The organism is Xanthobacter sp. NM-59 (genome assembly GCF_021401125.1).
GTDB lineage: Bacteria > Pseudomonadota > Alphaproteobacteria > Rhizobiales > Xanthobacteraceae > Xanthobacter.
The window spans coordinates 119,189-141,121 of the sequence record NZ_JACBFQ010000007.1; the positions used below are offsets into that span (position 1 = coordinate 119,189).

The following is a 21,933-nucleotide window of genomic DNA, read 5'->3' on the forward strand; positions in this document are numbered from 1 at the left end:
CGAGCGCGACAATTCAGAGCAAAACACACGAGAACATAACCGCTTCGGGCTACAATACGTTCTGTCCCGCATCCCGATAAGTCATGTCCTCCAGATCGATCCCGGTTTGCGCGCGATAATGCGACAGATCGGCAAACCGCAGCATCGCCTCCCCGAGGGACGGGTGGACGGGCGTCAGCACACCGCGCGCCAGCCATTCGTCCCGGGCCCGCTTCGGGATCGGCACCACATATTGCTGCAGCCGTCGCAGGTCCGCCGAATACGGGCGCTCCTGCGACGCGATGCGCGCCAGAAGCGTCTCTGCATCATCGTCGTCCGGCCCTGCGCTCCACGGCACGACGACCGGCTCCATGATGTCCTCGATCATGCGAAAGGCTTCGGCGATGGACCTGAACGGAAATGACAGGTCCGCGGCAGATTCAGCAATGGCCGGCAGGATGCCCGGATAGGCCCCGACCCGCGCCGCATCGAAGACTTTCTTGGCATCGCCCTTGCGCCAGTAGAGTTCGGAGAAATAGTGGCGTACCGCCTCCAGGCTCAGCACGTCCGAATGCTTCTCCAACACCGGTTGCGCCGCCTGCCAGCGCTGCTTGATGTCGTGCTGAAGATGCCCCTCCGCGGGCTCGAAGATCACCACGCGGCCCAGCCTCGGGCAGCCATCCTCATCCCTCAGCTCGCCCTCCCGGTTGGCCCGTCCCGCGGCCTGAGCGATGGCATCAAGACCGGCCGCGGCGCGCCAGACCTCGGGAAAGCTGATGTCCACGCCGGCCTCGATCAGTGAGGTCGCCACCAGCCGCACCGGCGCCCCCGCCTGAAGCTTTTCCTTGAGATCCGCCAGCACCATGCGGCGATGCCGGGCGCACATCTGCGTGGACAGGTGGGTGGCGCCGGGCAGATCCGCGATCGCCTCGAACAGCATCCGCGCATGGCGACGCGTGTTCACAATGCACAGCATCTGCGGCTGCTCGGCAAAGCGCGCGGCGATGGCGTCGTCCGCAACCGGCGTCGTCATGCGCTCCACCGCGACACGCTTCAGCTTCACATAAAGCCCCGCGGGGTCCGGAGCGAGCTCCCGGTCCGCCGGCAGATCGAGGCCCATCGGATTGCCCCTGGCATCGTGCAATGCCGCGTCGATCTTGCGGAACGCCGGTTGGGTCGCGGTACACAGCACCACGCTGGCGCGGTAGTTCAGCGCCAGTTGTTCGATGGCCGCAAGGCTCGGCAGCAACAGAGGCAGCGGCAAGGTCTGCACCTCATCGAGCACGACCACGCTGCCCGCGATATTGTGCAGTTTACGGCAACGCGAGGTGCGGTTGGCAAACAGGCTCTCGAAGAACTGCACCGCAGTGGTGACGACGATGGGGACGTCCCAATTCTCGGCCGCTCGCCGCAGCTTGGCGAGGACGTCCGGGGCCTCGTCATCGGCCTTGCGCTGGCCGCGCGCCTTCTCCCAATCGAAGCTGGCGTGATGTTCCAGAATGTCGTCGGCGGCCCCCAGAGCCTTCCGGAACACATCCGCCGTCTGCTCGACGATGGACGTGTAGGGAATGACGTAGATGATCCGCCTGAGGCGATGTCGCACCGCATGTTCGAGCGCGAAGGAGAGAGAGGCGAGAGTCTTGCCGCCGCCTGTCGGCACGGTGAGGCTGAAAAGTCCGGGCGAAAGCGCCGCCTTGCCCAGCGCATGGTCGAGGATATCGGCGCGCAGTGCGTTGAGCGGGGTGGATGCGGCGCCGACGCGTTTCGCGGCCATGAAGATGCGCAGACGATCACGCAAAGCGGACAGGTCGCTGTGCCCGCCGCGTTCCACCCGCGCGCCGGTCGCCCCCGCGTAGAAGCGCTCGGTCGCGATGAAGTCGGCATCGACGAGGCAGGAAAACAGCATCCGGATGAGGAAGCTTACCGCGAAGCCCTTCGGGCCTCCGCTGGGCAGAGGCTGATCCGGCGCCAGCCTCGCCCGCTCCGCAAGGGGGCCGGCATGGTCCTGCCAGCCAGCCGGAATGCGCTGCTTGGCAGCCTCCATCCGGCGCAGCAGATCCTCGCCATCTGCCAAGCCCGCATGGTGAGCGGCAATGATGGCGGCAATGATCTTGCCGAGATCCGGGCCATATTGGTCCAGCGCGATCCGCCCGCCGGCGGCGGAATGGTCTCCGCCGGACGGTCGCCGATCGGCGATATAGTCCTGGAATTCCGGTGAGAGCTTACCGATGTCATGAAGCTGCCCGGCGAGACGTAAAACCTCGGCCCACCCCAAGCATTCGGCGAACCCCGCAGCGAGTGCCCCAACAGCCGCGCCATGGTCTCCAAGTCTCTCCCAATGCTCAAGGGACACGTTGGGGAGCGAATGGGCGTAGGCATCGGCCATGGATGTTCACGCATGTGACGGGTTGGGGAAAGTCGGGCGCCTATGCCAAATCAACCTTTCATTGCGGAGGAAGACTGACGAGAGGAGAAGCCCAGATGCAACTCATTTTGAGCCTATCCTCGGGTCCTTCATCGTACAAGCGCGCGTTCGAATTCCTTTAGCTTTTCTCGGAACTCAGATGGTTCGTCATGACAACTATCGAAAGCAAAGCGGCCTTACAGACCCACAGATCTGGGTGCCCGCTTAGGGTCAGGAGCGGGCTCGCCCGCCATTCATCTGCGGCTGCGGCAAAATCGGCTACGGTCATGGGACCGTCTCCAACAAATAGAAAGGGCCCGCCGCAACTTGCGGCAGGCCCTTTCGCTCTCTGAACACCCCTTGTGGCAATTGCGCCAACCTTTGGCTGCCGATGAGCCAAACTATGGCGTCAAATGCTCATCCTTTGGGTGCATTCACAACAGTGAGGCCAGCCCTCAGATCAGCTGCAGCCGGTGGTGGCGCCGCAGGTGTCGCACTTTAGGCAGGTGCCGTTGCGGACCAGGGTGAAGTTCATGCACTCCGGGCAGGCCTCACCCTCATAGCCCTTCGCTCGAGCCTCCGCGCGGGCCTCGGCTTTGCGGGCCGAGGGGCTCCAGGACAGCGTCGTCTCAAGGCCGCTTTCCGCCAAAGAGAGCTCCGCCTCCGCCGTATCGGTCTCGCCTTCCGCAAGCTCCGCCACTTCCGGCTTCAGCGCGGTGGCGCCTTCGGTGCGGGCGCGCAGGACAGTGACATTGTCCGCGGAAGCGCGCGGCTCGCTCGGAACGGCCTGCGCCGCCGCCAGCAGGTTCACCGTCTTGCCGCGAACCAGCCCCTTGGACACGATGCGCGCCGCCGGATTGGTGGGCGCCTTGCCCTCGTCGGCCCCCTTGCCCAGGGCATCGAAGCCGGTGTCATGGGGGTCCACGTGGCCGAGGTCGTTGCGGCCGAGATAGCTCACCGCCAGCTCGCGGAACACATAGTCGAGGATCGAGGTCGCATACTTGATGGTGTCGTTGCCCTGCACCGGGCCCGCCGGCTCGAAGCGGGTGAAGGTGAAGGCGTCCACATACTCATCCAGCGGCACGCCATATTGCAGGCCCAGCGAGATGGCGATGGCAAAATTGTTCAACAGCGACCGGAGAGCTGCGCCCTCCTTGTGCATGTCGATGAAGATTTCGCCCAGGCGGCCGTCGTCATATTCGCCGGTGCGCAGATAGACCTTGTGGCCACCCACCAGTGCCTTCTGAGTGTAGCCCTTGCGGCGGTCCGGCATCTTGTCGCGCGCATGGACGGGGCGCTCGACAATGCGTTCCACCACCCGCTCGACGATCTTCTCCGCCACCACCGTGGCGCGCGCGGCCGCCGGCTGCGCCATCACGGCTTCCACCGCATCGTCCTCGTCCTCGTCATCCGCCACCAGCTGGGCGTTGAGGGGCTGGGAGAGCTTGGAGCCGTCGCGATAGAGCGCGTTAGCCTTCAGCGCCAGGCGCCAGGAGAGCAGGTAGGCCGCCTTGCAGTCCTCCACGCTCGCCTCATTGGGCATGTTGATGGTCTTGGAGATGGCGCCCGAGATGAAGGGCTGGGCCGCCGCCATCATGCGGATGTGGCTTTCCACCGACAAATAGCGCGTGCCGAGCCGCCCGCAGGGCGAGGCGCAATCGAACACCGGCAGGTGCGCTACCTTCAGGTGCGGAGCCCCTTCCAGGGTCATGGCGCCGCACACATGGATGTTGGCCGCCTCGACGTCCGCCTTGGAGAAACCAAGGAAGGACAGGAGGTCGAACTTCGGATCGGCCAGCTGCGCCGCCGGCACCTTCAGGGTCTGGATGAGGAATTCCTCACCGAAGGTCCAGCGGTTGAAGGCGAACTTGATGTCGAACGCGGTCTTCACCGCGGCCTCGACCTTCTGAATGGCCGCGTCGGTGAAGCCCTTGGCGCGCAGGGTGGAATGGTTGATGGCGGGCGCCTGGGCGAGGGAGCCGTGGCCCACCGCATAGGCCTCGATCTCGGCGATCTCCGCCTCGCCATAGCCGAGCGCCCTGAGGGCCTCCGGCACGGCGCGGTTGATGATCTTGAAATAGCCGCCGCCGGCCAGCTTCTTGAACTTCACCAGGGCGAAGTCGGGCTCGATGCCGGTGGTGTCGCAGTCCATCACCAGGCCGATGGTGCCGGTAGGGGCGATGACCGAGACCTGGGCGTTGCGATAGCCATGGCGCTGGCCCAGCTCCAGGGCCTTATCCCAGGCCGCGGCGGCATGCACCACCAGGCGCTGGTCCGGACAGGAGGCACGATCGAGCGGCACCGGCGCCACCGCGAGGTCCTCATAGCCCTCGGCCTCCCCATAGGCGGCGCGGCGATGGTTGCGGATCACGCGGAGCATGGCGTTTTCATTGGCGCTGTAGGCCGGGAACGGACCCAGCTCGCGCGCCATCTCGGCGGAGGTGGCGTAGCACACACCGGTCATGATGGCCGAAAGGGCGCCGCAAATGGCCCGGCCCTGGGCCGAGTCATAGGAAATGCCGCTGGACATGAGCAGGCCGCCGATATTGGCGTAGCCCAGGCCCAGGGTGCGGTATTCATAGGAGAGCTCGGCGATGCGGCGCGAGGGGAACTGCGCCATCAGCACGGAGATTTCGAGCACGATGGTCCACAGCCGCACCGCATGCTCATAGCTCGCCACGTCGAACTGCTTCGCCGCATCGCGGAACTGCAACAGGTTCAGCGAGGCGAGATTGCAGGCCGTGTCGTCCAGAAACATGTATTCCGAGCACGGATTGGAGGCGCGGATGTCGCCGCCCGCCGGGCAGGTGTGCCAATCATTGATGGTGGTGTGGAACTGGATGCCCGGATCGGCGCAGTGCCAGGCGGCCGAGCCGATCTTCTCCCACAGGTCGCGGGCCTTGATGGTCTTGGCCACCTTGCCGTCAGTGCGGCGGATGAGGTTCCAGTCCGCATCCGCTTCCACGGCGCGCAGGAAGGCGTCCGTCACGCGCACGGAATTGTTGGAGTTCTGGCCGGCCACCGTCAGATAGGCCTCGCCGTCCCAGTCCGTGTCGTAGATGGCGACGTCGATGTCCTTGTAGCCCTGGCGCGCGAACTGGATCACCCGGCGAATGGCGGCATCGGCGATGGCGGCCTTGCGGGCGGCCTTGATCTCGCGCTTCAGGGCCGGGTTCTTCTCGGGATCAAAGCAGGAATCAGCCTCGCCGTCGCAGTTCACGCAGGCCTTCATGATGGCCTTGAGGTGCTTGGCGTTGAGCTTGGAGCCGGTGACGAGCGCGGCCACCTTCTGCTCCTCGATCACCTTCCAATCCACGTAATTCTCGATGTCCGGATGGTCGGCATCCACCACCACCATCTTGGCGGCGCGGCGCGTGGTGCCGCCCGACTTGATGGCGCCGGCCGCGCGGTCGCCGATCTTCAGGAAGCTCATGAGGCCGGAGGAACGGCCGCCGCCGGACAGGCGCTCGCCCTCGCCGCGCAGGGACGAGAAATTGGTGCCGGTGCCCGAGCCATACTTGAACAGGCGCGCCTCACGCACCCACAGGTCCATGATGCCGCCCTCGTTCACGAGGTCGTCGCCCACCGACTGAATGAAGCAGGCGTGGGGCTGGGGGTGCTCATAGGCCGAGGTGGAGGCCTTCGCCTCGCCGGTCTCGTGGTCCACATAGAAGTGGCCCTGGCCCGGTCCGTCGATGCCATAGGCCCAGTTGAGGCCGGTGTTGAACCACTGGGGCGAATTGGGCGCCGCCATCTGCATGGCGAGCATGTAGCGCAGCTCGTCGAAGAAGGCCTGGGCATCGCCCTCGTTGTCGAAATAGCCGCCCTTCCAGCCCCAATAGGTCCAGGTCCCGGCGAGACGGTCGAACACCTGCTTGGCGGAGGTCTCGCCGACGATGCGCTCCTTCTCCGGCAAAGCCGCAAGGGCCGCCTCGTCCGGCGCCGAGCGCCACAGGAAGGCGGGAACGGTGTTCTCTTCCACCTTCTTCAGGCGCGCAGGCACGCCCGCCTTACGGAAGTACTTCTGGGCGAGAATGTCGCTCGCCACCTGGGAGAATTGCGCGGGAACCTCGATCCCCTCCTGGCGGAACACCACGGAGCCGTCGGGGTTCTTGATCTCGCTCACGGTCTCGCGGAACGCGATGTCCGCGTAAGGGGAACGGCCCTCCAGCGTGTAGCGACGTTCAACGCGCATGACCGGTGCTCCTTCCGATCGGCCTCCATGAGGCCGTAAATTATAGCAGCTAAATGTAGCGGGCGTGACTCACCGACGAGCGCAACGCGTACACGTCGCCCCGGACCGTCACTTGCATGTTCGAAAAGCGCGCCGAACCCACCTGCCGATCCCATGACCGAAAGGAATGCCCGTCGCGGAGGAGACGGACGCTAGGCGAGTCCCCGGCGTCCGTCAAACTCAGTTTGGCCTCGATTTGGGTGCTTCGCCGCCTCAGCTCTACTAAATATAGTACCGCGGCACCCGTTAATAAATCCCTAAGACGCCAGGGCTGGAGCGGGTTTCAGGGCCATCGGCGCGGATGGCGCCACGCCCTGCGGCCAGGCCCCAGTCGTCACCGTCATCCACAGGTCACGATGGAACAAATGGCGGGCATGATCGCCCCGCCCCTGGGGCAAGCCACAACATATGGTAGCCCGGAAGGGAGCTGATGGGGCTATGCGTTGCATCACCGCGCGGTGGGGCGGTGTCGCCGCCGCCGGCGACCGCGTGTGAGTCGCCGCCTGCGGGCCGGGCCGCTTTCGGGTGAGGTGGAGGCAGGTCGGCGCGAGGGGCGCTCTTCGGCTCATCACGCGCGATCAGCGCACCACGGCACGCGCCCCGCGAGCTCCCCGGCGGGATCGATCAGGCGAAGGCGCTGGTGGCCGAGGGCGTTTCGCGAACCGCGGGTTCAGACGCGCTGGCCGCCAAAGCGGGCGTGGCGAGCACGTGGGCGCGCATGGCCTCGCCGGCCTCGTCCCGGTCGCCGCGGAGAATGGCGGTGAGCACCCGGCCATGCTCGGCATAGGACTGGGCCAGATGCTCAAGCCCCCGGTATTTCTCCCGCAGGAACGGGCGGAGCTTCACGCGCGTGGCGACGGCGAGTTCGGAGAGATAATCATTATGGCAGCCGGCATTGACGGCGGCATGGAAGCGCTCGTCGAGACTGTCGCACAGCGTCTCCGCGCCGGCATGGATGGCGGCGGCGAAATCGGCGTGCAGGCGGTCGAGCTGGGTACGCTCGGCGGATGTCATGCGGGCGGCGGCCTGGGCTGCGCACAGGCATTCCAGTTCGCCCATCACCTCGAACATCCCGCTCAGGCGTTCCATGGACGGGCGCGCCACAAGTGCGCTGCGATGGGGCCGCGCCTCCACCAGCCCGGAGGCGGCCAGATCGCGGATGGCCTCGCGTACCGGCGTGCGGGAGACACCATAGCGCTTGGCGATTTCCACTTCTTCCAGCGGCGTGCCCGGCGCCAGGCGCCCGCTGGTGATCTCATCGGCGATGCGCAGCCGGAGCTCTTCCGTCCGGGTCACGGCGCGCACGGCACTGGACCGGCGAGGGGCGCGGGCCCCGCCGGGCGCGATGTCCTGTTGCATGGCGACGTCGTTCCACATGGTACGACAACGCTAATGCAACGCCCCCCTCAGCGGAATCCGGGATAGTCCGTATGCCGCCCACCGCACCCTGCGTCAGGCCGGGCCGGGCGCGGGCCCGGCATCTGCATCCTCCGGCGCCTTCGCGGCCTGTTCCGCCCGGTGGGCGGCCTGCAGCCGGCGGTAACGCAGTGTCGAGATGGGCAACAGCGCCAGATAGATGATGGAGCACACCGCGAGCACGACCCACGGATAGCTGGCGAGCAGCGCGAAATAGAGCGCCACCAGCACGAACAGCGGCAGCACCATGTCACGCCGGATGCGCCGGCCGATGGTCTTGCCTGACCACGCCGGCACCGTGGAAATCATGAGGAAGCCGATGGCCAGGCAGTAGATGAGCGCGATGGGCGCGCTGACGCCGCCATGGGGCACGCCAATCAGCTCCAGATAGACCGGCAGCAGCACCGTGATGGCTCCCGCCGGCGCCGGAATGCCGGTGAAGAAGTCCGCCGCGAAGGCAGGCCGGTCGGGATCATCCAGCATCACGTTGAATCGGGCGAGGCGCAGCGCCGCGCAGATGGCGTAGATGAGCGCCGCGATCCAGCCGAAGGACCCGGCTTCGTTGAGACCCCAGAAATAGAGAATCAGGGCCGGCACGCAGCCGAAGTTCACAAAGTCCGCCAGGCTGTCGAGCTCGGCGCCGAAGCGGGAGGTGCCCTTGAGCGCGCGGGCCAGGCGCCCGTCGATCCCGTCGAGCAGGGCCGCGAACACGATGGCCGCCAGCGCCAGCTCGATGCGCGATTCGATGGCGAGCCGCACCGCAGTGAGGCCGGAGCACAAGGCCAGCAGCGTCACCAGATTGGGAATCAGCACCCGCAGCGGGATCTTGCCGATGCGCCCGAAGCGGGGCCGCAGGCGGCCCTGCGGATCAAAGGGAGGAAAGGGCGCGCCCATCAGCTCACCCGATAGGCGGTCTCGCGCGGCAGCGAAGCCGTGAGATCGCAGATGATGGTTTCGCCGGCAGTGGCGAGCTGGCCTTCGGCCACCTGCACCTTGGTGCCGCGCGGCAGGTAGATATCCACCCGCGAGCCGAACCGGATGAGGCCAAAGCGCTCGCCGGCGCCGATCTCCTCCCCCTCGCGCACGAAGCACACGATGCGCCGCGCCACGAGCCCGGCGATCTGCACCACGCCCACGTCGATGGTGTCCCCAAGCCCGGTGGCGGCGGAAATGACGAGCCCGTTGCGCTCGTTGTCCTCGCTCGCCTTGTCGAGGTCGGCATTCAGGAAGATGCCGGGCTTGTAGGCCACGCGCGCGATGCGGCCGGTGATCGGCGCGCGGTTCACATGCACGTTGAACACGTTCATGAAAATGGAGACGCGCAGCAGCGGCTCGTCCGAAAGATCCAGCTCGCGCGGCGGCTTGGCGAGGCCGATGAAGGAGACCTGCCCATCGGCGGGGGCCACGATGAGGCCCTCGCGCACCGGCGTCACCCGCGGCGGATCGCGGAAGAACAGCGCCGTCCAGATGGCGAGGCCGACGCCGATCATGCCGATGAAGGTGTTCACCGACAACAGCAGCAGTGCGATGACCGCCGCGATGGCGATGAAGGGGTAGCCTTCGCGGTGGATGGGCACCAGCGACTTGCGAATGGTGGCGACGAGGGACAATGGGGCCTCCGAAGGACACCGCGCCGCATGCGGGCACGGAGCGCACAGGTAGAGAGAGCGAGCCTCCGCGTCAAATGCCGGAAGCCCCGCGCGGCGCGCGGCTGGCATGACGCACAGGCGCGGACCGCGCATCAGTGCCGCCAACTTGCCACGACCACGGTCGCAGGCAAGGCAGATCGCGAACGATCCCCGCGCGGCCGCCCCGCGCGCTATTGGTGAAGCTCGCCCCTCGATGGATCAGGGCTCGAACAGCACCCCACCGGTCAGGGGCTCAGAAACTCCGGTGGTGGTGGGAAAGGTCAGCGGCAGCCCCCGCGCCGCCCGCGCGGCCAGGAAGCCGAAGGCGTGCGCCTCCAGCGCATCGGCCGACCAGCCCACCGCCTCCGCCGCCACCACCTCCGCCCCCAGCCGCTGGGCCAGCATGGCCATGAGGGTGGGATTGCGCGCCCCTCCCCCGGCCACGATCCAGCGCCGGGGCGGGGCCGGCAGATGCGCCAGCACGGCGGCGACGCTGGCCGCCGTCAGCGCCGTAAGGGTCGCCGCGCCATCCTCCAAGCTCAGGCCGGACAGGCCCAGCCGCCCGGCGGCATGGGCCCGGAAGGCGTTGCGATCCAGCGACTTGGGCGGCGGCTCGCGGAAGAAGGGGTGATCGAGCGCCGCCGCCACCGCCGCTTCATCCACGCGCCCGCGCGCCGCTGCCGCGCCGTCGGCGTCGAAGGGGCGGCCGGTGCGCTCCTGCATGAAATCGTCCAGCAGGGCATTGCCCGGCCCGGTGTCGCAGGCTACCGGCGCCGCGACGCCATCGATGACGGTGACATTCGCCACCCCGCCGACATTCAGCACCGCCAGCGGCCGAGGCCCGCCCAGGGGCGCCGCCAGCGCGGCATGGAAGACGGGCACCAGCGGCGCCCCCTGCCCGCCCGCCGCCACATCGGCGGCGCGAAAATCGGCCATCACCGGCACGCCGAGCAGGGCCGCAAGCCGCGCACCCTCGCCGATCTGCACGGTGAGGCGGGCCTCAGGCCGGTGCAGCACGGTCTGGCCATGGAAGCCCACGAGGTCGATGTCGGACAAAGTGAGCCGCAGCGGCACCAGCAGCGCGCGCACCGCCTCCGCGTGAAGATCGGTGATGCGCCGCTCCGCCTCGGCAAGGGCGCCGGGACGATCGGTGCGGGCGTTCACGCCGCGCGCATCGGCCATGGCCCGTTCCAGCAGCGCGCGTGTTGGGGCATCGTAGGGGACCGTGACGGCCGGGCCGAGCCAGAAGACGTGCTCGCCATCAGTCTCGATGAGGGCGGCGTCGATGCCGTCCATGGACGTGCCGCTCATCAGGCCCACCACGCGCATGTGCTGCTTCTCCCCTCATCCGCGACAACCCTGGCGGGCGGCAGGCGCCCCATTGGCGCCCTCCCCCCATGCAATCTCGCGCCGGACCTGATACACCACCGTTCCTTTCCGCGCCCGTAACGCACCTCCAACCGATTGATTGCGATGACCACCTTCCGTTCCGATTTCCTGCGCACGCTGCATGAACGCGGCTATATCCATCAGTGCTCGGACCTCGAGCGCCTCGATGCCAAGGCCGCGGAAGGCCCCATCACCGCCTATATCGGCTTCGACGCGACCGCATCGAGCCTGCATGCGGGGCACCTGCTGTCCATCATGATGCTGCGCACGCTCCAGCGCACGGGGCACAACCCCATCGCGCTGATGGGCGGCGGCACGACCAAGATCGGCGACCCGTCCGGCAAGGACACCCAGCGCAAGATGCTCACCGATGAGCAGATCAACGCCAATATCGCGTCGATCCGCAAGGTGTTCGCCCGCTTCCTGGATTTCGACGCGGGCGCCGTCATGGCCAACAATGCGGATTGGCTGGACGAGCTGAAGTACATCCCCCTGCTGCGCGAGGTGGGGCCGCACTTCACCATCAACCGCATGCTCACCTTCGATTCGGTGAAGCTGCGGCTGGAACGCGAGCAGCCGCTCACCTTCCTCGAATTCAACTACATGATCCTGCAGGCCTATGACTTCGTGGAGCTGAGCAAGCGCCACGGCTGCATTCTGCAGATGGGCGGCTCCGACCAGTGGGGCAACATCGTCAACGGCATGGAGTTGGGCCGCCGGCTCAATGGGGCGGACCTGTTCGCGCTCACCACGCCGCTGCTCACCACCTCTTCCGGCGCCAAGATGGGCAAGACCGCCGGCGGCGCCGTGTGGCTCGATGCGGAGCTGCTTCCGGCTTACGAATACTGGCAGTACTGGCGCAATGCGGGCGACGCCGACGTGGAACGCTTCCTGAAGCTGTTCACCGAGCTGCCGCTGGACGAGATCGCCCGCCTGGCCGCCCTGAAGGACCAGGAAATCAACCTCGCCAAGGAGGTGCTCGCCACCGAGGCCACCGCTCTGCTGCACGGCCGCGAGGCCGCCGAGCAGGCCAAGGCGACGGCGCGCTCCACCTTCGAGCAGGGCGCGCTCGACGTGAACCTGCCCACGGTGGACGTGCCCCTGGCGCAGCTGGAAGCGGGGCTTGGCGTCGCCAATGCGTTCGTGACGGCGGGCCTCGTCGCCTCCACCAGCGAGGCACGGCGGCAGATCAAGGGCGGCGGCCTCAAGGTGAACGACGCCGCCGTGACCGACGAAAAGGCCGCGCTCACCCCGGCGGCCCTCACCGCGGAAGGCGTCGTCAAGCTCTCGCTCGGCAAGAAGAAGCACGTGCTGCTGAAGCCCGTGTGATTTCTGGGCGAGCGCTCCGCGCCGCCATGCTGTGATGCAGCAATGCCACAGTCCCTGCCCTTCAGGGACTGTGGCCGAGCTGCAGCAGGGAGGAGGCATTGACGTGGCGACAGCCCCTCCTCTACCTTTCCGAGTGACGGTATTCCTCCCAGAGGGATGAAAAGGGAATGCGGTGCGGGCGCCAGGCGCTCCAGGCCGCAGCTGCCCCCGCAACTGTGAGCGGCGAGTCCTTCGCCACATCGCCACTGGGCACTCGGGGCCTGGGAAGGCGGCGAAGGGCGACGACCCGCAAGCCAGGAGACCTGCCGTCGATCCGTGGTCACACGCGGGCTCATCGGGCGGGGTGTTCCGGTGGCGGGATATTCGCGGCGCACCGTCTTGCGGTCCGCTTCGAAGACCCTCGTTCGCGGTGACGTGCCACTGGCGTCCCGCCCGAGGTTTGAATGCCCGCCGTCCGTTGCCTTGCGCCCACACCTACCCCGGCCCTTGCCGCCCCCCTTGCCTCTCGCGCCCGCCGACGGCGCGCCGCGCGGCTTTCCTTCTCCGTCAGCCTGTTGGCCGTCATGGCCGCGACGCCAGCCCTCGCCCAGTCCGCAGCCACGGCGAGCGATGGCAGCGGCACGCAGATCACCTCGGCGCAGACCACGGATGGCACCCAATACGAGCTGCCGGACGTGGTGGTGAGTGCCACCACCATTGCGACCCCGGCGCGCGAGGTGGCAAGCTCGGTCACCGTCATCACCGGCCAGCAGTTGGAGGAGACCCAGCGCCGCGACGTGCCTGACGCCCTGCAATCGGTGCCGGGCCTCAACGTGGTGCAGACCGGCGGCCCCGGCGGCGGCACCTCCGTCTTCATGCGCGGCACCAATTCCAACCAGACCAAGATCCTGCTGGACGGCATCGACCTCGGCGACCCGTCGAGCGGCAATGGCGCCTTTGACCTTGGCACCCTGTACACGAACGACTTCGCCCGCATGGAAGTTCTGCGCGGGCCGCAGAGTGGCCTTTACGGCTCGGACGCCATCGGCGGCGTCATTTCCATGACCACCGAGCGCGGCTCTGGCCCGGCCAAGGCCAACGGTTATCTTGAGGCCGGCTCACTCGGCACCTTCAACCAGGCCGCGGCCCTTTCGGGCGGCTATAACAATATCGGCTACGCTTTCAATGTCGGCCACTTCGCCTCGACCTCGATCCCGGTGACGCCGTCGGACATCCTGCTGCCGGGCGAGCAGGCGAACGACAATGCCAGTGACAACTGGACCTATTCCGGCCGCATCGACGCCGATGTGAGCGACGCCTTCTCCGTCAATGTGATGGCGCGCTATATTCAGACCCGCCTCGCTTATACGTCGGACCTGTATAACTATTCGACCGGCACGGGCTACCCCGCCCCATTGCAGGATATCGGCTACGGCTCCTTCTTCATCGGCAAGGCAGAAGGCCAATGGAAAGCCTTGGACGACAAGCTGGTGAGCACCTTCGGCATCGCCGCCACCGACTACGCGCGCGATAATTCCAGCCCATACCCCGACAATGTCAGCGACTATACGGGCGACCGCCAGACCTACTACTGGCGCTCCAATTATACATTCCTGCCCGGCCAGAGCCTTCTGTTCGGTGTGGAGCGCTATAATGAGAGCATGACCAGCGAAAGCGCTTGGTCCAGCATGGATGCCAGCACCGGCGACACGGCCGGATACCTCCAGCTTCAATCCTCCTTCTTTGAGCGCCTCTTCCTGGCCGCCAATGTGCGTTACGACAGCAATGACGATTTCGGCGACCACACCACCTGGCGCCTCGCCCCGGCCTTGCTGTTCCCGGAAACCGGCACCAAGCTGAAGGTGACCTACGGCACCGGCTTCAAGGCCCCGACCCTGTACCAGCTCTATTCCACCTCGGGCGGCAACCCCAATCTGGAACCGGAGGAAAGCACGGGCTGGGACGCCGGCTTCGAGCAGGCCCTGTGGGCGGACCGCGTCAGCTTCGGCGCCACTTATTTCGAGAACGACATCACGAACCTAATCAATTCCGTGCAGGTTTCGCCCTACGTCTGGACCAATGCCAACATTGCCAGCGTCACATCGGACGGCTGGGAAACCTTCGTGGCCGTGAAGGTCACCGATAACTTCTCGGTGCGCGCGGACTACACTTACACCAATACGGTCGGCCATCCGGAAGACGGGGTTTCGCCCGGCTCCTGCGCCCCCACGGGCCTCGACACCTGCGCGCCCCTGCGCCGGCCGAAGGACAAGGTGTCGGTGGCGGTCAACTGGCAGCCGGTGGACCCGCTGACCCTCACGGCCACCTTGATCTACCTCTCCGACTGGTGGGACATCGATCGCACGACCTTCGCCTACGTAAAGCAGCCGGGCTACACCATCTTCAACGTGGCGGCGAACTACACGGTCAACGAGAACGTGAAGGTGTTCGGGCGCATCGACAATCTGTTCGATGAGACGTACGAGAATCCAAATGGTTGGCTCGCCCCGGGCATGGCCGCCTATGCCGGCCTGAAGCTGACCTATTGAGGATGCTCCGCCCTTGACCGAAGCCCGCCCCCTCCCCCCGTTCTTCGCGCGCGCCGCGGGCCGGAGGTGGGCGCGCAGCCTGATCGCCACCGCGCTCGCGCTGGCCATTGCAGGGCCCGCCGCAGGCGGGGAGACAGCCTCTCCCGCCGCGCGCGAGGCGCCACCGCGCCGCATCGTCTCCTTGAACCTGTGCGCCGACGAACTGGTGCTGCGCCTTGCCCCCAAGGGCGCCGCGCTTTCCGTCACCAGCCTTGCCACCGACCCGGTGAGCTCCACGGTCACCGATCTGGCGGCCGGCATCCCCGCCAATCGGGGCCTGGCGGAAGAGGTGGTGCCGCTGGGACCAGACCTGGTCATTGCCGGCGCCTTCACCACCCGCAGCACAGTCTCGCTCCTGCAGCGCTTCGGCATTCCGGTGATGGAGCTTTCGACCCCCTCCAGCCTGGAGGAGGCCTACGCCCAGATCCGCGCCGTGGCCGCCCGCCTCGGCGTGCCCGAGAAAGGCGAGGCCATGGTGCGCGAAATCGAGCAAGCGATTGCATCCGCGCCGCCGCCGCCCGGCCCGGCGCCACGCGCCGTGGTGCTGCGCCCCAACGGCTTCACGGTGGGCCGCGCCAGCCTCGCCGACGATCTCATGCGCCGCGCCGGCCTCGACAATGTGGCCGCCCGCCTCTCGCCCGACAAGCTAGGCCAGCTCTCGCTGGAAGAGATCATCACCGCCCGCCCGGACGTGCTGGTGGTGGATGACGAGCCCAATGCCGCTCCCTCCCTCGCCCGTGAAATGATGCAGCATCCCGCCGTGAAGGACGCCATGGCCGGCGGGCGCACCGCCCAGGTGCCGACGCGGCTGTGGGCCTGTGTGGGACCGCAATTGGGCGAAGCCTTCGCGCGCCTGTCCCAAGCCGCCCACGGCGCCGCCGGCGCCCTGGCCGCGGCCCCCGCCACCACGCGGACACGATGATGAACGACGGTGCCGCCACCGGCGCGGCTTTGCCGCAGCCGCTGCTCATGAGCCTTCTGAGCGGGCTGACGCTGGGCCTGTTCGCCCTGTCGCTGGCCATCGGCTACGCCCCCATCCACTGGAACCTCGCGATCAACGACCTCCTGGCCGGCCGCGAGGGGCTCGATGCCCTGGTGCTGGTGCAGCTGCGGCTGCCGCGCGCGCTGCTGGGACTCATGGTCGGCGCCAGCCTGGGGCTCACGGGAGCGGCGCTGCAGGGGCTCATGCGCAATCCCCTGGCGGACCCGGGCGTGGTGGGCGTGTCGGGGGCGGCGGCGCTGGGCGCGGTGAGCGCCTTTTATTTCGGCGCGGCGGCGCTGTTTTCCCTCGCCCTGCCCCTGGGCGGGCTGGTGGGCGCGGGCCTTGCCACCGCCGTTCTGCTCGCCCTCGCCCGGCGCGGGGCGTCCACCACGGCTCTTATTCTCGCCGGCGTCGCGCTCAACAGCCTGGCGGGCGCCCTGACCGCGCTGGCGCTGAACCTTTCCCCCAGCCCCTATGCCACGCTGGAAATCGTCTTCTGGCTGATGGGATCCCTCGCGGATCGCAGCCTGCAGCACGTGATGCTGGCGCTGCCCTTCATCCTGGTGGGCGCGGCGCTGGTGCTGTCCACAGCGCGCGGGCTGGACGCCCTGACCCTGGGGGAGGAAACCGCCGAGAGCCTGGGCTTCTCGCTGCCGCGCCTGCGCCTGCTGGCCATTGCCGGAACGGCGGCCATGGTGGGAGCCTCGGTGGCCGTGTCCGGAACCATCGGCTTCGTGGGGCTGGTGGTGCCGCACCTGCTGCGCCCTCTGGTGGGCCATCGGCCGGGCCGCCTGCTGCTGGTGAGCGCCCTTGCCGGCGCCGCGCTGACGCTGGGGGCCGATGTGCTGGTGCGCCTCATTCCCAGCCGACCGGAACTCAAGCTGGGCGTCGTGACGGCCCTCATCGGCGCGCCCTTCTTCCTGCTGCTGCTGCGCCGGCTGGGCACGGAAACCGATTGAGGATGCCGGCATGATCATCACCGCCTGTGGCATTTCGGTTCGCCGTGGCTCGCGCCTGGTGCTGGAGGGCGTGGACCTCGTCGCGCGCCCGGGCGAACTGCTGGGTCTGCTCGGCCCCAATGGCGCCGGCAAGACGACCCTTCTGCGCGCCATGGCCCACCTTCAGGAAACCGCCAGCGGCGCGGTGCTCTATGACGGCGCCCCGGCGGAAAGGCTGGGCCGGCGAGCCCTGGGGCGGGAGCTGGCCTATCTGGCTCAGAGCGGGCGCATCCACTGGCCCATGCCGGTGGAGCACGTGGTCGCCCTGGGCCGGCTGCCCCACGGCACGCCCCCGGAAGTGGACGCCGCCGCCGTCGCCCGCGCCATGGCCGCCGCCGACATCGCGGACTTCGCCGGCCGCGCCTCCGGCAGCCTTTCGGGCGGCGAGAAGATGCGCGTGCTCCTGGCACGGGCGCTGGCGGTGGAAGGCCGCGCCCTGCTCGCGGACGAGCCGGTGGCCGCGCTCGACCCCTATCACCAGCTCCATGTGATGGACGTGCTGCGCCGCCAGGCGCGCGCCGGGCAAACGGTGGTGGTGGTGCTGCACGATCTGACGCTGGCGGCGCGCTTCTGCGACCGGGTGGCGCTGCTGCGTGCCGGACGCGTGCTCGCCTGCGGCACGCCGGCAGAGGTCATGACGCCGGAACGCCTTGAGGCCGCCTATGGGGTGCGGGTGGAGATCGGCGAGCGCCACGGCGAGCGCTTCATCCTGCCCTGGTCGCGCCTGCCCGCCCCTTGATGAGCGGGGCCTGAGAGCGAGGGGAATATCGTGGGGGCCGCCGGCCATCTCTCCGGCAGGGCACTGAGCCGCAGATCCGCACCGCCCTGGCTCACGTGAGCATCAAGCTCGGCTTTCGGAAGACGTCTCCGCCTTCTTACGAAGACCGCCAGCAAACCAGTAGCGCACGCGAGCCGCCAGAGCGCGGAAATGCCTCAACCCAGGATGAGTCGCCTTTTCGCCCCGGACCGCACTTTCCCCACCGCGCCGCGCGCATAAACGACAGCATAATGCCTGCGACAGGCGGTCGGCTCCGGTTCCCGGTCCACCAGCAGGTCCGGCCTTTCGGCAAACCTCTCCAACTTCGAGCACGACCAGAAGAAGCTCCTGCCCGTTGCGGGCGAGCCACCAGAACGCGGACGCAGCGCCCCTCGCCGCGGGGCCTTTTCGCCCCGCCGGTGCTTTCCCAACTCGCCGCATGGGCGACTGGCGGCGGGGATGCCTGGGACACGCTCAGCCCGCGCGACAGACGGACGTTTGTCGCGCCCCCTTCAGCAGCAGGTCCGGCTTTTGGGAAGTGGCACCAACCCCGAACACAACCATATGGATATCATCGGCTGTAAGCGAGCCGACAGAAAAGCGGGGCCGGCCTTCGCCCGGCGGGGCGCGCACTTTTCAACCCCGGTCTATGCTGTCCCCGCCCTCCGCTCGGGCGACCATGGCAGGCAGAGCGGCTCCGCCTGCGCGCGTGGATCGTTTGCGGCACGTCCTGTCGATCGCGCGATGGGCGCAGAGCGCTGGCCCGGCCACGAACCATGCTGGAGAGCAACGGCGTTTTCCGCAGACAACGGTTTGCCTTGCGCCGGCTGAAAGGAAGATCCAGGCCGCTTCGGGGCAGCCACAACCTCCCGCGCGCGGCGCCGGGGCGTGCGCGGAAGCTGTCTTGCAGGGCGGACCGTTTAAGGCCACCGCCTGAACACCCGCCCTCGGTCACGAAAGTGCTTCCGAGGCGCATGCCGACGGGACGCTCCCCCTCTCGAAGGGCATCCGTTGCGAGCGGAATAGAGACAGCGCCCGCGACGGCTTCCGCCAGCAGCCAACGCGCGACTCAACCGCGGGAGCCGCCGGGCAGACGGTGGCGCGAGAGAACAGGCCCCATGCACACTCCGGCAGGCCGCACCGCCGGACGGCATTGACTCATGCTTTCGCCTGCGGCGCCGGCCCAAAGCGGACCGACGACGCAGGCGCGCACGCCTCAGTGGGCCATCAGGACCGGAACGGTCATGCTCTCGAGGATCTCACGGGTAACGCCGCCCAGCACCATCTCCTTCAGGCGCGAATGGCCATAGCCACCCATCACCACGAGATCGGAGCCGCGGTCGGACACCTCGTTGAGGATGGCCGCGGAGATCGAATCACCACTCTTCACCGGCAGGCGGCGAATCTGGGCGTCGAGGTTGTGGCGGGCCAGATGGCGGGCCACCTCGGCGCCTTCCTCATCCTCGCCGTTGGCGCCGTCCGTGACCACGCGGAAGATCTCCACCACCTTGGTCCGGTGCAGAAGAGGCAGCGCCTCCGCCAGGGCGCGGGCCGAGGCCCGGCTGCCGTCCCAGGCCACCACGGCGTGCTCAGCCGAGAACGGCTTGGTCTGGATGTAGGGCACCACCAGCACGGCGCGGCCCGATTCGAGCAGCACGGTCTCGGCCAGCAGCTCTTCCGGCCCCGGCTTATCGGGGTCGGGCTGAGCCACCACCGTCACGTCGAACAGGCGCGCCATGCGGGCAAAGCTGTTGGCGGCCACGCCCAGCGAGGCGGCCATGGTGCGCACCTGATGCGGGATGCCGGCAGCCCTGGCGATCTCCTCGAGCCGCGTGGACGCCTTTTCCGCCGAAGCCTGATTTTCCAGCACCTGGGCGTCGATGAAGTCGGTCGGAAGGGCACCCATGTAGAAGGGTGGCACATCGATCTCGTACGCCACCGACAGGCCCGTCAGGTGCGCGCCGAATTCGACCGCGAGGCTTGCCGCGTACTCTGCGGCCGCGTCCCGTTCGACGCCTTGCGCCAGATTGACCAATATGTCGCGAATCATGACCGAAGGCCCTCGTTCAGCCGTTTAAGCGTCGCGACATTACCCTAAACTCGCCCAAAGTCTCGGGTCTTGATGTAGCTCAAGCGCGGAGCCCCCATCGCGGCGCCGCCGCTTCCCCTTGAAAGGGCAGGCACAGCTGCCGAGGCCGACATGACTGACACTCATGATGCACGAGCCGAATGCGGCGGCGCGGCCGTCTCTGGGGGAAAGACGACCGCGCCATGCACGGTCTGGTTGGGGGGCGCGACCGCGCTGATAAGGAAACGCCGGGTGGGAAGACAGGTTCCACCGTCATGCAAAAAAATTCGTACTCTTCCCCGCTCGCCGGATTTAGACCACTCCATCCCGTCGCCTCCGCCGACACTGGCCAGCCCATGACCCCAGATCTCAGCATCGTCGTCCCGGTGTATAACGAGGCTGCCGGCCTCGCCCATTTCCACGAGCGGCTGTGCCGCGCCGCGCGGGCCGAGGCGCAGGCCCGCGGCCTGCGCATGGAAATCGTCTATGTGGACGATGGCAGCCGCGATGGCAGCGCGAGCCTCGCGGCCGCCCTGCCCGCGCTCGGTCTCGACGTGCAGGTGGTGGCGCTGTCGCGCAATTTCGGCAAGGAAGCCGCCCTCATGGCCGGCCTCGACCATGCCCGCGGCGACGCCCTGCTGTTCATGGACGCGGACGGCCAGCATCCGCCGGAGATGATCCCCACCTTCGTCCGCCTGTGGAAGGACGAAGGCTATGACGTGGCCTATGCGGTCAAGTCGAACCGGCTCGACGAGCCGGTGGCCCGCCGCACCTTCGTGCGTGGCTTTTATTGGCTGCTGAACTTCGGCTCCTCCAGCTCCATTCCGGAAGATGCCGCCGACTTTCGCATCCTCTCTCCGCGCGCCGCCGGAGCCCTGCGCCGGATGCCGGAGCGCAATCGCTTCTTCAAGGGCCTGTCGAGCTGGGTGGGCTTCCGCCAGGTGGCCGTGCCCTACCAGCCGGAGGCGCGCGCCCACGGCTCCTCCTCCTTCAACTTCCTGCGCCTGCTCGGCCTGTCCATGGAGGCGCTGACCTCGTTCTCGCCGGCGCCGCTGCGTCTTGCGGCCCTGTGCGGGGCGATCCTGGCCGGGCTCGCTTTGCTGTATGGCACCTGGATCGTGCTGGAGCGCCTGTTCTGGGGCATTCCGCTGCCCGGCTATCCCTCGCTGGTGGTGGGCATCATGGTGATCGGCGGCGCGCAGCTGCTGGTGATGGGGCTGATGGGCGAATACGTCGCCCGCATCCTGTCCGAGATCAAGGCGCGGCCGGTCTACTTCGTGGCCGAGCACACCCTCACGCCCGCCGAGGTCCAGGCCGCGCCGCCGGCAACGGAAGCACCGCTGCGGGTGGCGGGGGTGCAGTCGTGAAGCACGTCACCATCTGCGCGGACGATTATGCCATTGCGCCCGGCGTGTCGGCGGCCATCCGCCGGCTGATCGAGGAGCGCCGCATCAACGCCACCTCGGTGATGACCGTGTTCTCGGGCCTTGCGGAGGAAGCCCGCCGGCTGGACGAGACCGTGGGCGGCAAGCGTGTGAGCGTGGGGCTTCACATCACCCTCACCGGCGGCACCGCCCCGCTGACGCCCTGGACCGACGGCGGCAACCTGCCCCCCTTGCGCGAGCTGGTGGCGCGCGCCTTCACCGGCCGCCTTGACCGGGCCGCCGTGGCGGCGGAGGTGGAAGCCCAGTTCCTCGCCTTCGAGCGCGCGTTCGGCCGGCCGCCGGACCATGTGGACGGCCACCAGCATGTGCATGTGCTACCGGTCATTCGCGCGGCGGTGCTCAAAGCCACCCATCGCCACGCCCCCAATGCCTGGCTGCGCAATGTGGAGCCGGCTTCCGCCGCGCTCGTCGGGCTTGATATCAAGGGGCGGCTCATCGGCGCCTTCGGCCACGGCTTTGCCCGCGCGGCGGCGCGCATTGGCCTGTCCACCAACAGCGCGTTCGCGGGCGCCTACGACTTCGGCGCCGACCACGATTTCGCGCCGCTCCTGGCCCATTTCCTGAAAGGCCTGCCGGACGGTGGGCTGGTCATGGTGCATCCCGGCCATGTGGACGACCCGCTGACCGCGCGCGACCCCCTCACCCACCAGCGGGAGGTGGAGTTCGAGGTGCTCAACGGCCCCCGCATGCCGGAAATCCTCGCAGAGACGGACGCCCGTCTGTTCTGAGCCACCAAG

14 protein-coding genes and 1 riboswitch are annotated in these 21,933 nt (G+C 67.8%); of the genes, 7 read left to right on the forward strand and 7 right to left on the reverse strand.

Features of this window, described 5'->3' with window-relative positions; genetic code table 11:
* Positions 1–49 precede the first annotated feature (49 nt).
* The 6 genes from L0966_RS13850 to L0966_RS13875 all read right to left on the reverse strand — a co-directional run bounded on the left by L0966_RS13850 (position 50) and on the right by L0966_RS13875 (position 10,990).
* Positions 50–2,365 carry a CRISPR-associated endonuclease Cas3'' gene (locus L0966_RS13850; protein WP_234052531.1) on the reverse strand — a complete coding sequence of 772 codons (2,316 nt, stop codon included), beginning with the start codon at positions 2,363–2,365 and terminating at the stop codon, positions 50–52.
* A 478-nt stretch (positions 2,366–2,843) separates the two neighbouring features.
* The gene (locus L0966_RS13855; protein WP_234052532.1) at positions 2,844–6,578 is read right to left on the reverse strand and encodes a vitamin B12-dependent ribonucleotide reductase; all 3,735 of its coding nucleotides are present in this window, start codon (positions 6,576–6,578) and stop codon (positions 2,844–2,846) included.
* 663 nt (positions 6,579–7,241) lie between these two features.
* On the reverse strand, positions 7,242–7,976 hold the full coding sequence (locus tag L0966_RS13860; protein ID WP_234052533.1) for a GntR family transcriptional regulator: 735 nt from the start codon (positions 7,974–7,976) through the stop codon (positions 7,242–7,244).
* A 93-nt stretch (positions 7,977–8,069) separates the two neighbouring features.
* The gene (gene pssA, locus L0966_RS13865) at positions 8,070–8,927 is read right to left on the reverse strand and encodes a CDP-diacylglycerol--serine O-phosphatidyltransferase (protein WP_234052534.1); all 858 of its coding nucleotides are present in this window, start codon (positions 8,925–8,927) and stop codon (positions 8,070–8,072) included.
* Positions 8,927–9,643, reverse strand: a complete 717-nt coding sequence (locus tag L0966_RS13870; RefSeq protein WP_234052535.1) for a phosphatidylserine decarboxylase — start codon at positions 9,641–9,643, stop codon at positions 8,927–8,929. Before L0966_RS13870 ends, pssA begins: the two co-directional genes overlap by 1 nt.
* Positions 9,644–9,880: 237 nt before the next feature.
* Positions 9,881–10,990 carry an anhydro-N-acetylmuramic acid kinase gene (locus L0966_RS13875; protein ID WP_234052536.1) on the reverse strand — a complete coding sequence of 370 codons (1,110 nt, stop codon included), beginning with the start codon at positions 10,988–10,990 and terminating at the stop codon, positions 9,881–9,883.
* 144 nt (positions 10,991–11,134) lie between these two features.
* On the opposite strand from L0966_RS13875, the gene tyrS reads away from it, so the two are divergent.
* The 5 genes from tyrS to L0966_RS13900 all read left to right on the forward strand — a co-directional run bounded on the left by tyrS (position 11,135) and on the right by L0966_RS13900 (position 17,665).
* The gene (gene tyrS / locus L0966_RS13880) at positions 11,135–12,379 is read left to right on the forward strand and encodes a tyrosine--tRNA ligase (protein ID WP_234052537.1); all 1,245 of its coding nucleotides are present in this window, start codon (positions 11,135–11,137) and stop codon (positions 12,377–12,379) included.
* A 120-nt stretch (positions 12,380–12,499) separates the two neighbouring features.
* Positions 12,500–12,704, forward strand: a riboswitch (cobalamin riboswitch).
* Positions 12,705–12,822: 118 nt separating this feature from the next.
* On the forward strand, positions 12,823–14,907 hold the full coding sequence (locus tag L0966_RS13885) for a TonB-dependent siderophore receptor (RefSeq protein WP_234052538.1): 2,085 nt from the start codon (positions 12,823–12,825) through the stop codon (positions 14,905–14,907).
* A 13-nt stretch (positions 14,908–14,920) separates the two neighbouring features.
* The gene (locus tag L0966_RS13890) at positions 14,921–15,868 is read left to right on the forward strand and encodes an ABC transporter substrate-binding protein (RefSeq protein WP_234052539.1); all 948 of its coding nucleotides are present in this window, start codon (positions 14,921–14,923) and stop codon (positions 15,866–15,868) included.
* Positions 15,865–16,887 carry an iron ABC transporter permease gene (locus L0966_RS13895; RefSeq protein WP_234052540.1) on the forward strand — a complete coding sequence of 341 codons (1,023 nt, stop codon included), beginning with the start codon at positions 15,865–15,867 and terminating at the stop codon, positions 16,885–16,887. Before L0966_RS13890 ends, L0966_RS13895 begins: the two co-directional genes overlap by 4 nt.
* Before the next feature lie 10 nt (positions 16,888–16,897).
* Positions 16,898–17,665, forward strand: a complete 768-nt coding sequence (locus L0966_RS13900; RefSeq protein WP_234052541.1) for an ABC transporter ATP-binding protein — start codon at positions 16,898–16,900, stop codon at positions 17,663–17,665.
* Positions 17,666–18,899: 1,234 nt separating this feature from the next.
* Here the strand turns inward: L0966_RS13900 and L0966_RS13905 are convergent.
* A complete protein-coding gene (locus L0966_RS13905; RefSeq protein WP_234052542.1) occupies positions 18,900–19,733 on the reverse strand; it encodes a universal stress protein in 834 nt (277 codons plus the stop codon).
* Positions 19,734–20,107: 374 nt separating this feature from the next.
* On the opposite strand from L0966_RS13905, the gene L0966_RS13910 reads away from it, so the two are divergent.
* The gene (locus tag L0966_RS13910) at positions 20,108–21,118 is read left to right on the forward strand and encodes a glycosyltransferase family 2 protein (protein WP_234052543.1); all 1,011 of its coding nucleotides are present in this window, start codon (positions 20,108–20,110) and stop codon (positions 21,116–21,118) included.
* Positions 21,115–21,924, forward strand: coding sequence for a ChbG/HpnK family deacetylase (locus L0966_RS13915; RefSeq protein ID WP_234052544.1), 810 nt, complete (start codon positions 21,115–21,117; stop codon positions 21,922–21,924). Before L0966_RS13910 ends, L0966_RS13915 begins: the two co-directional genes overlap by 4 nt.
* Positions 21,925–21,933: the final 9 nt, after the last annotated feature.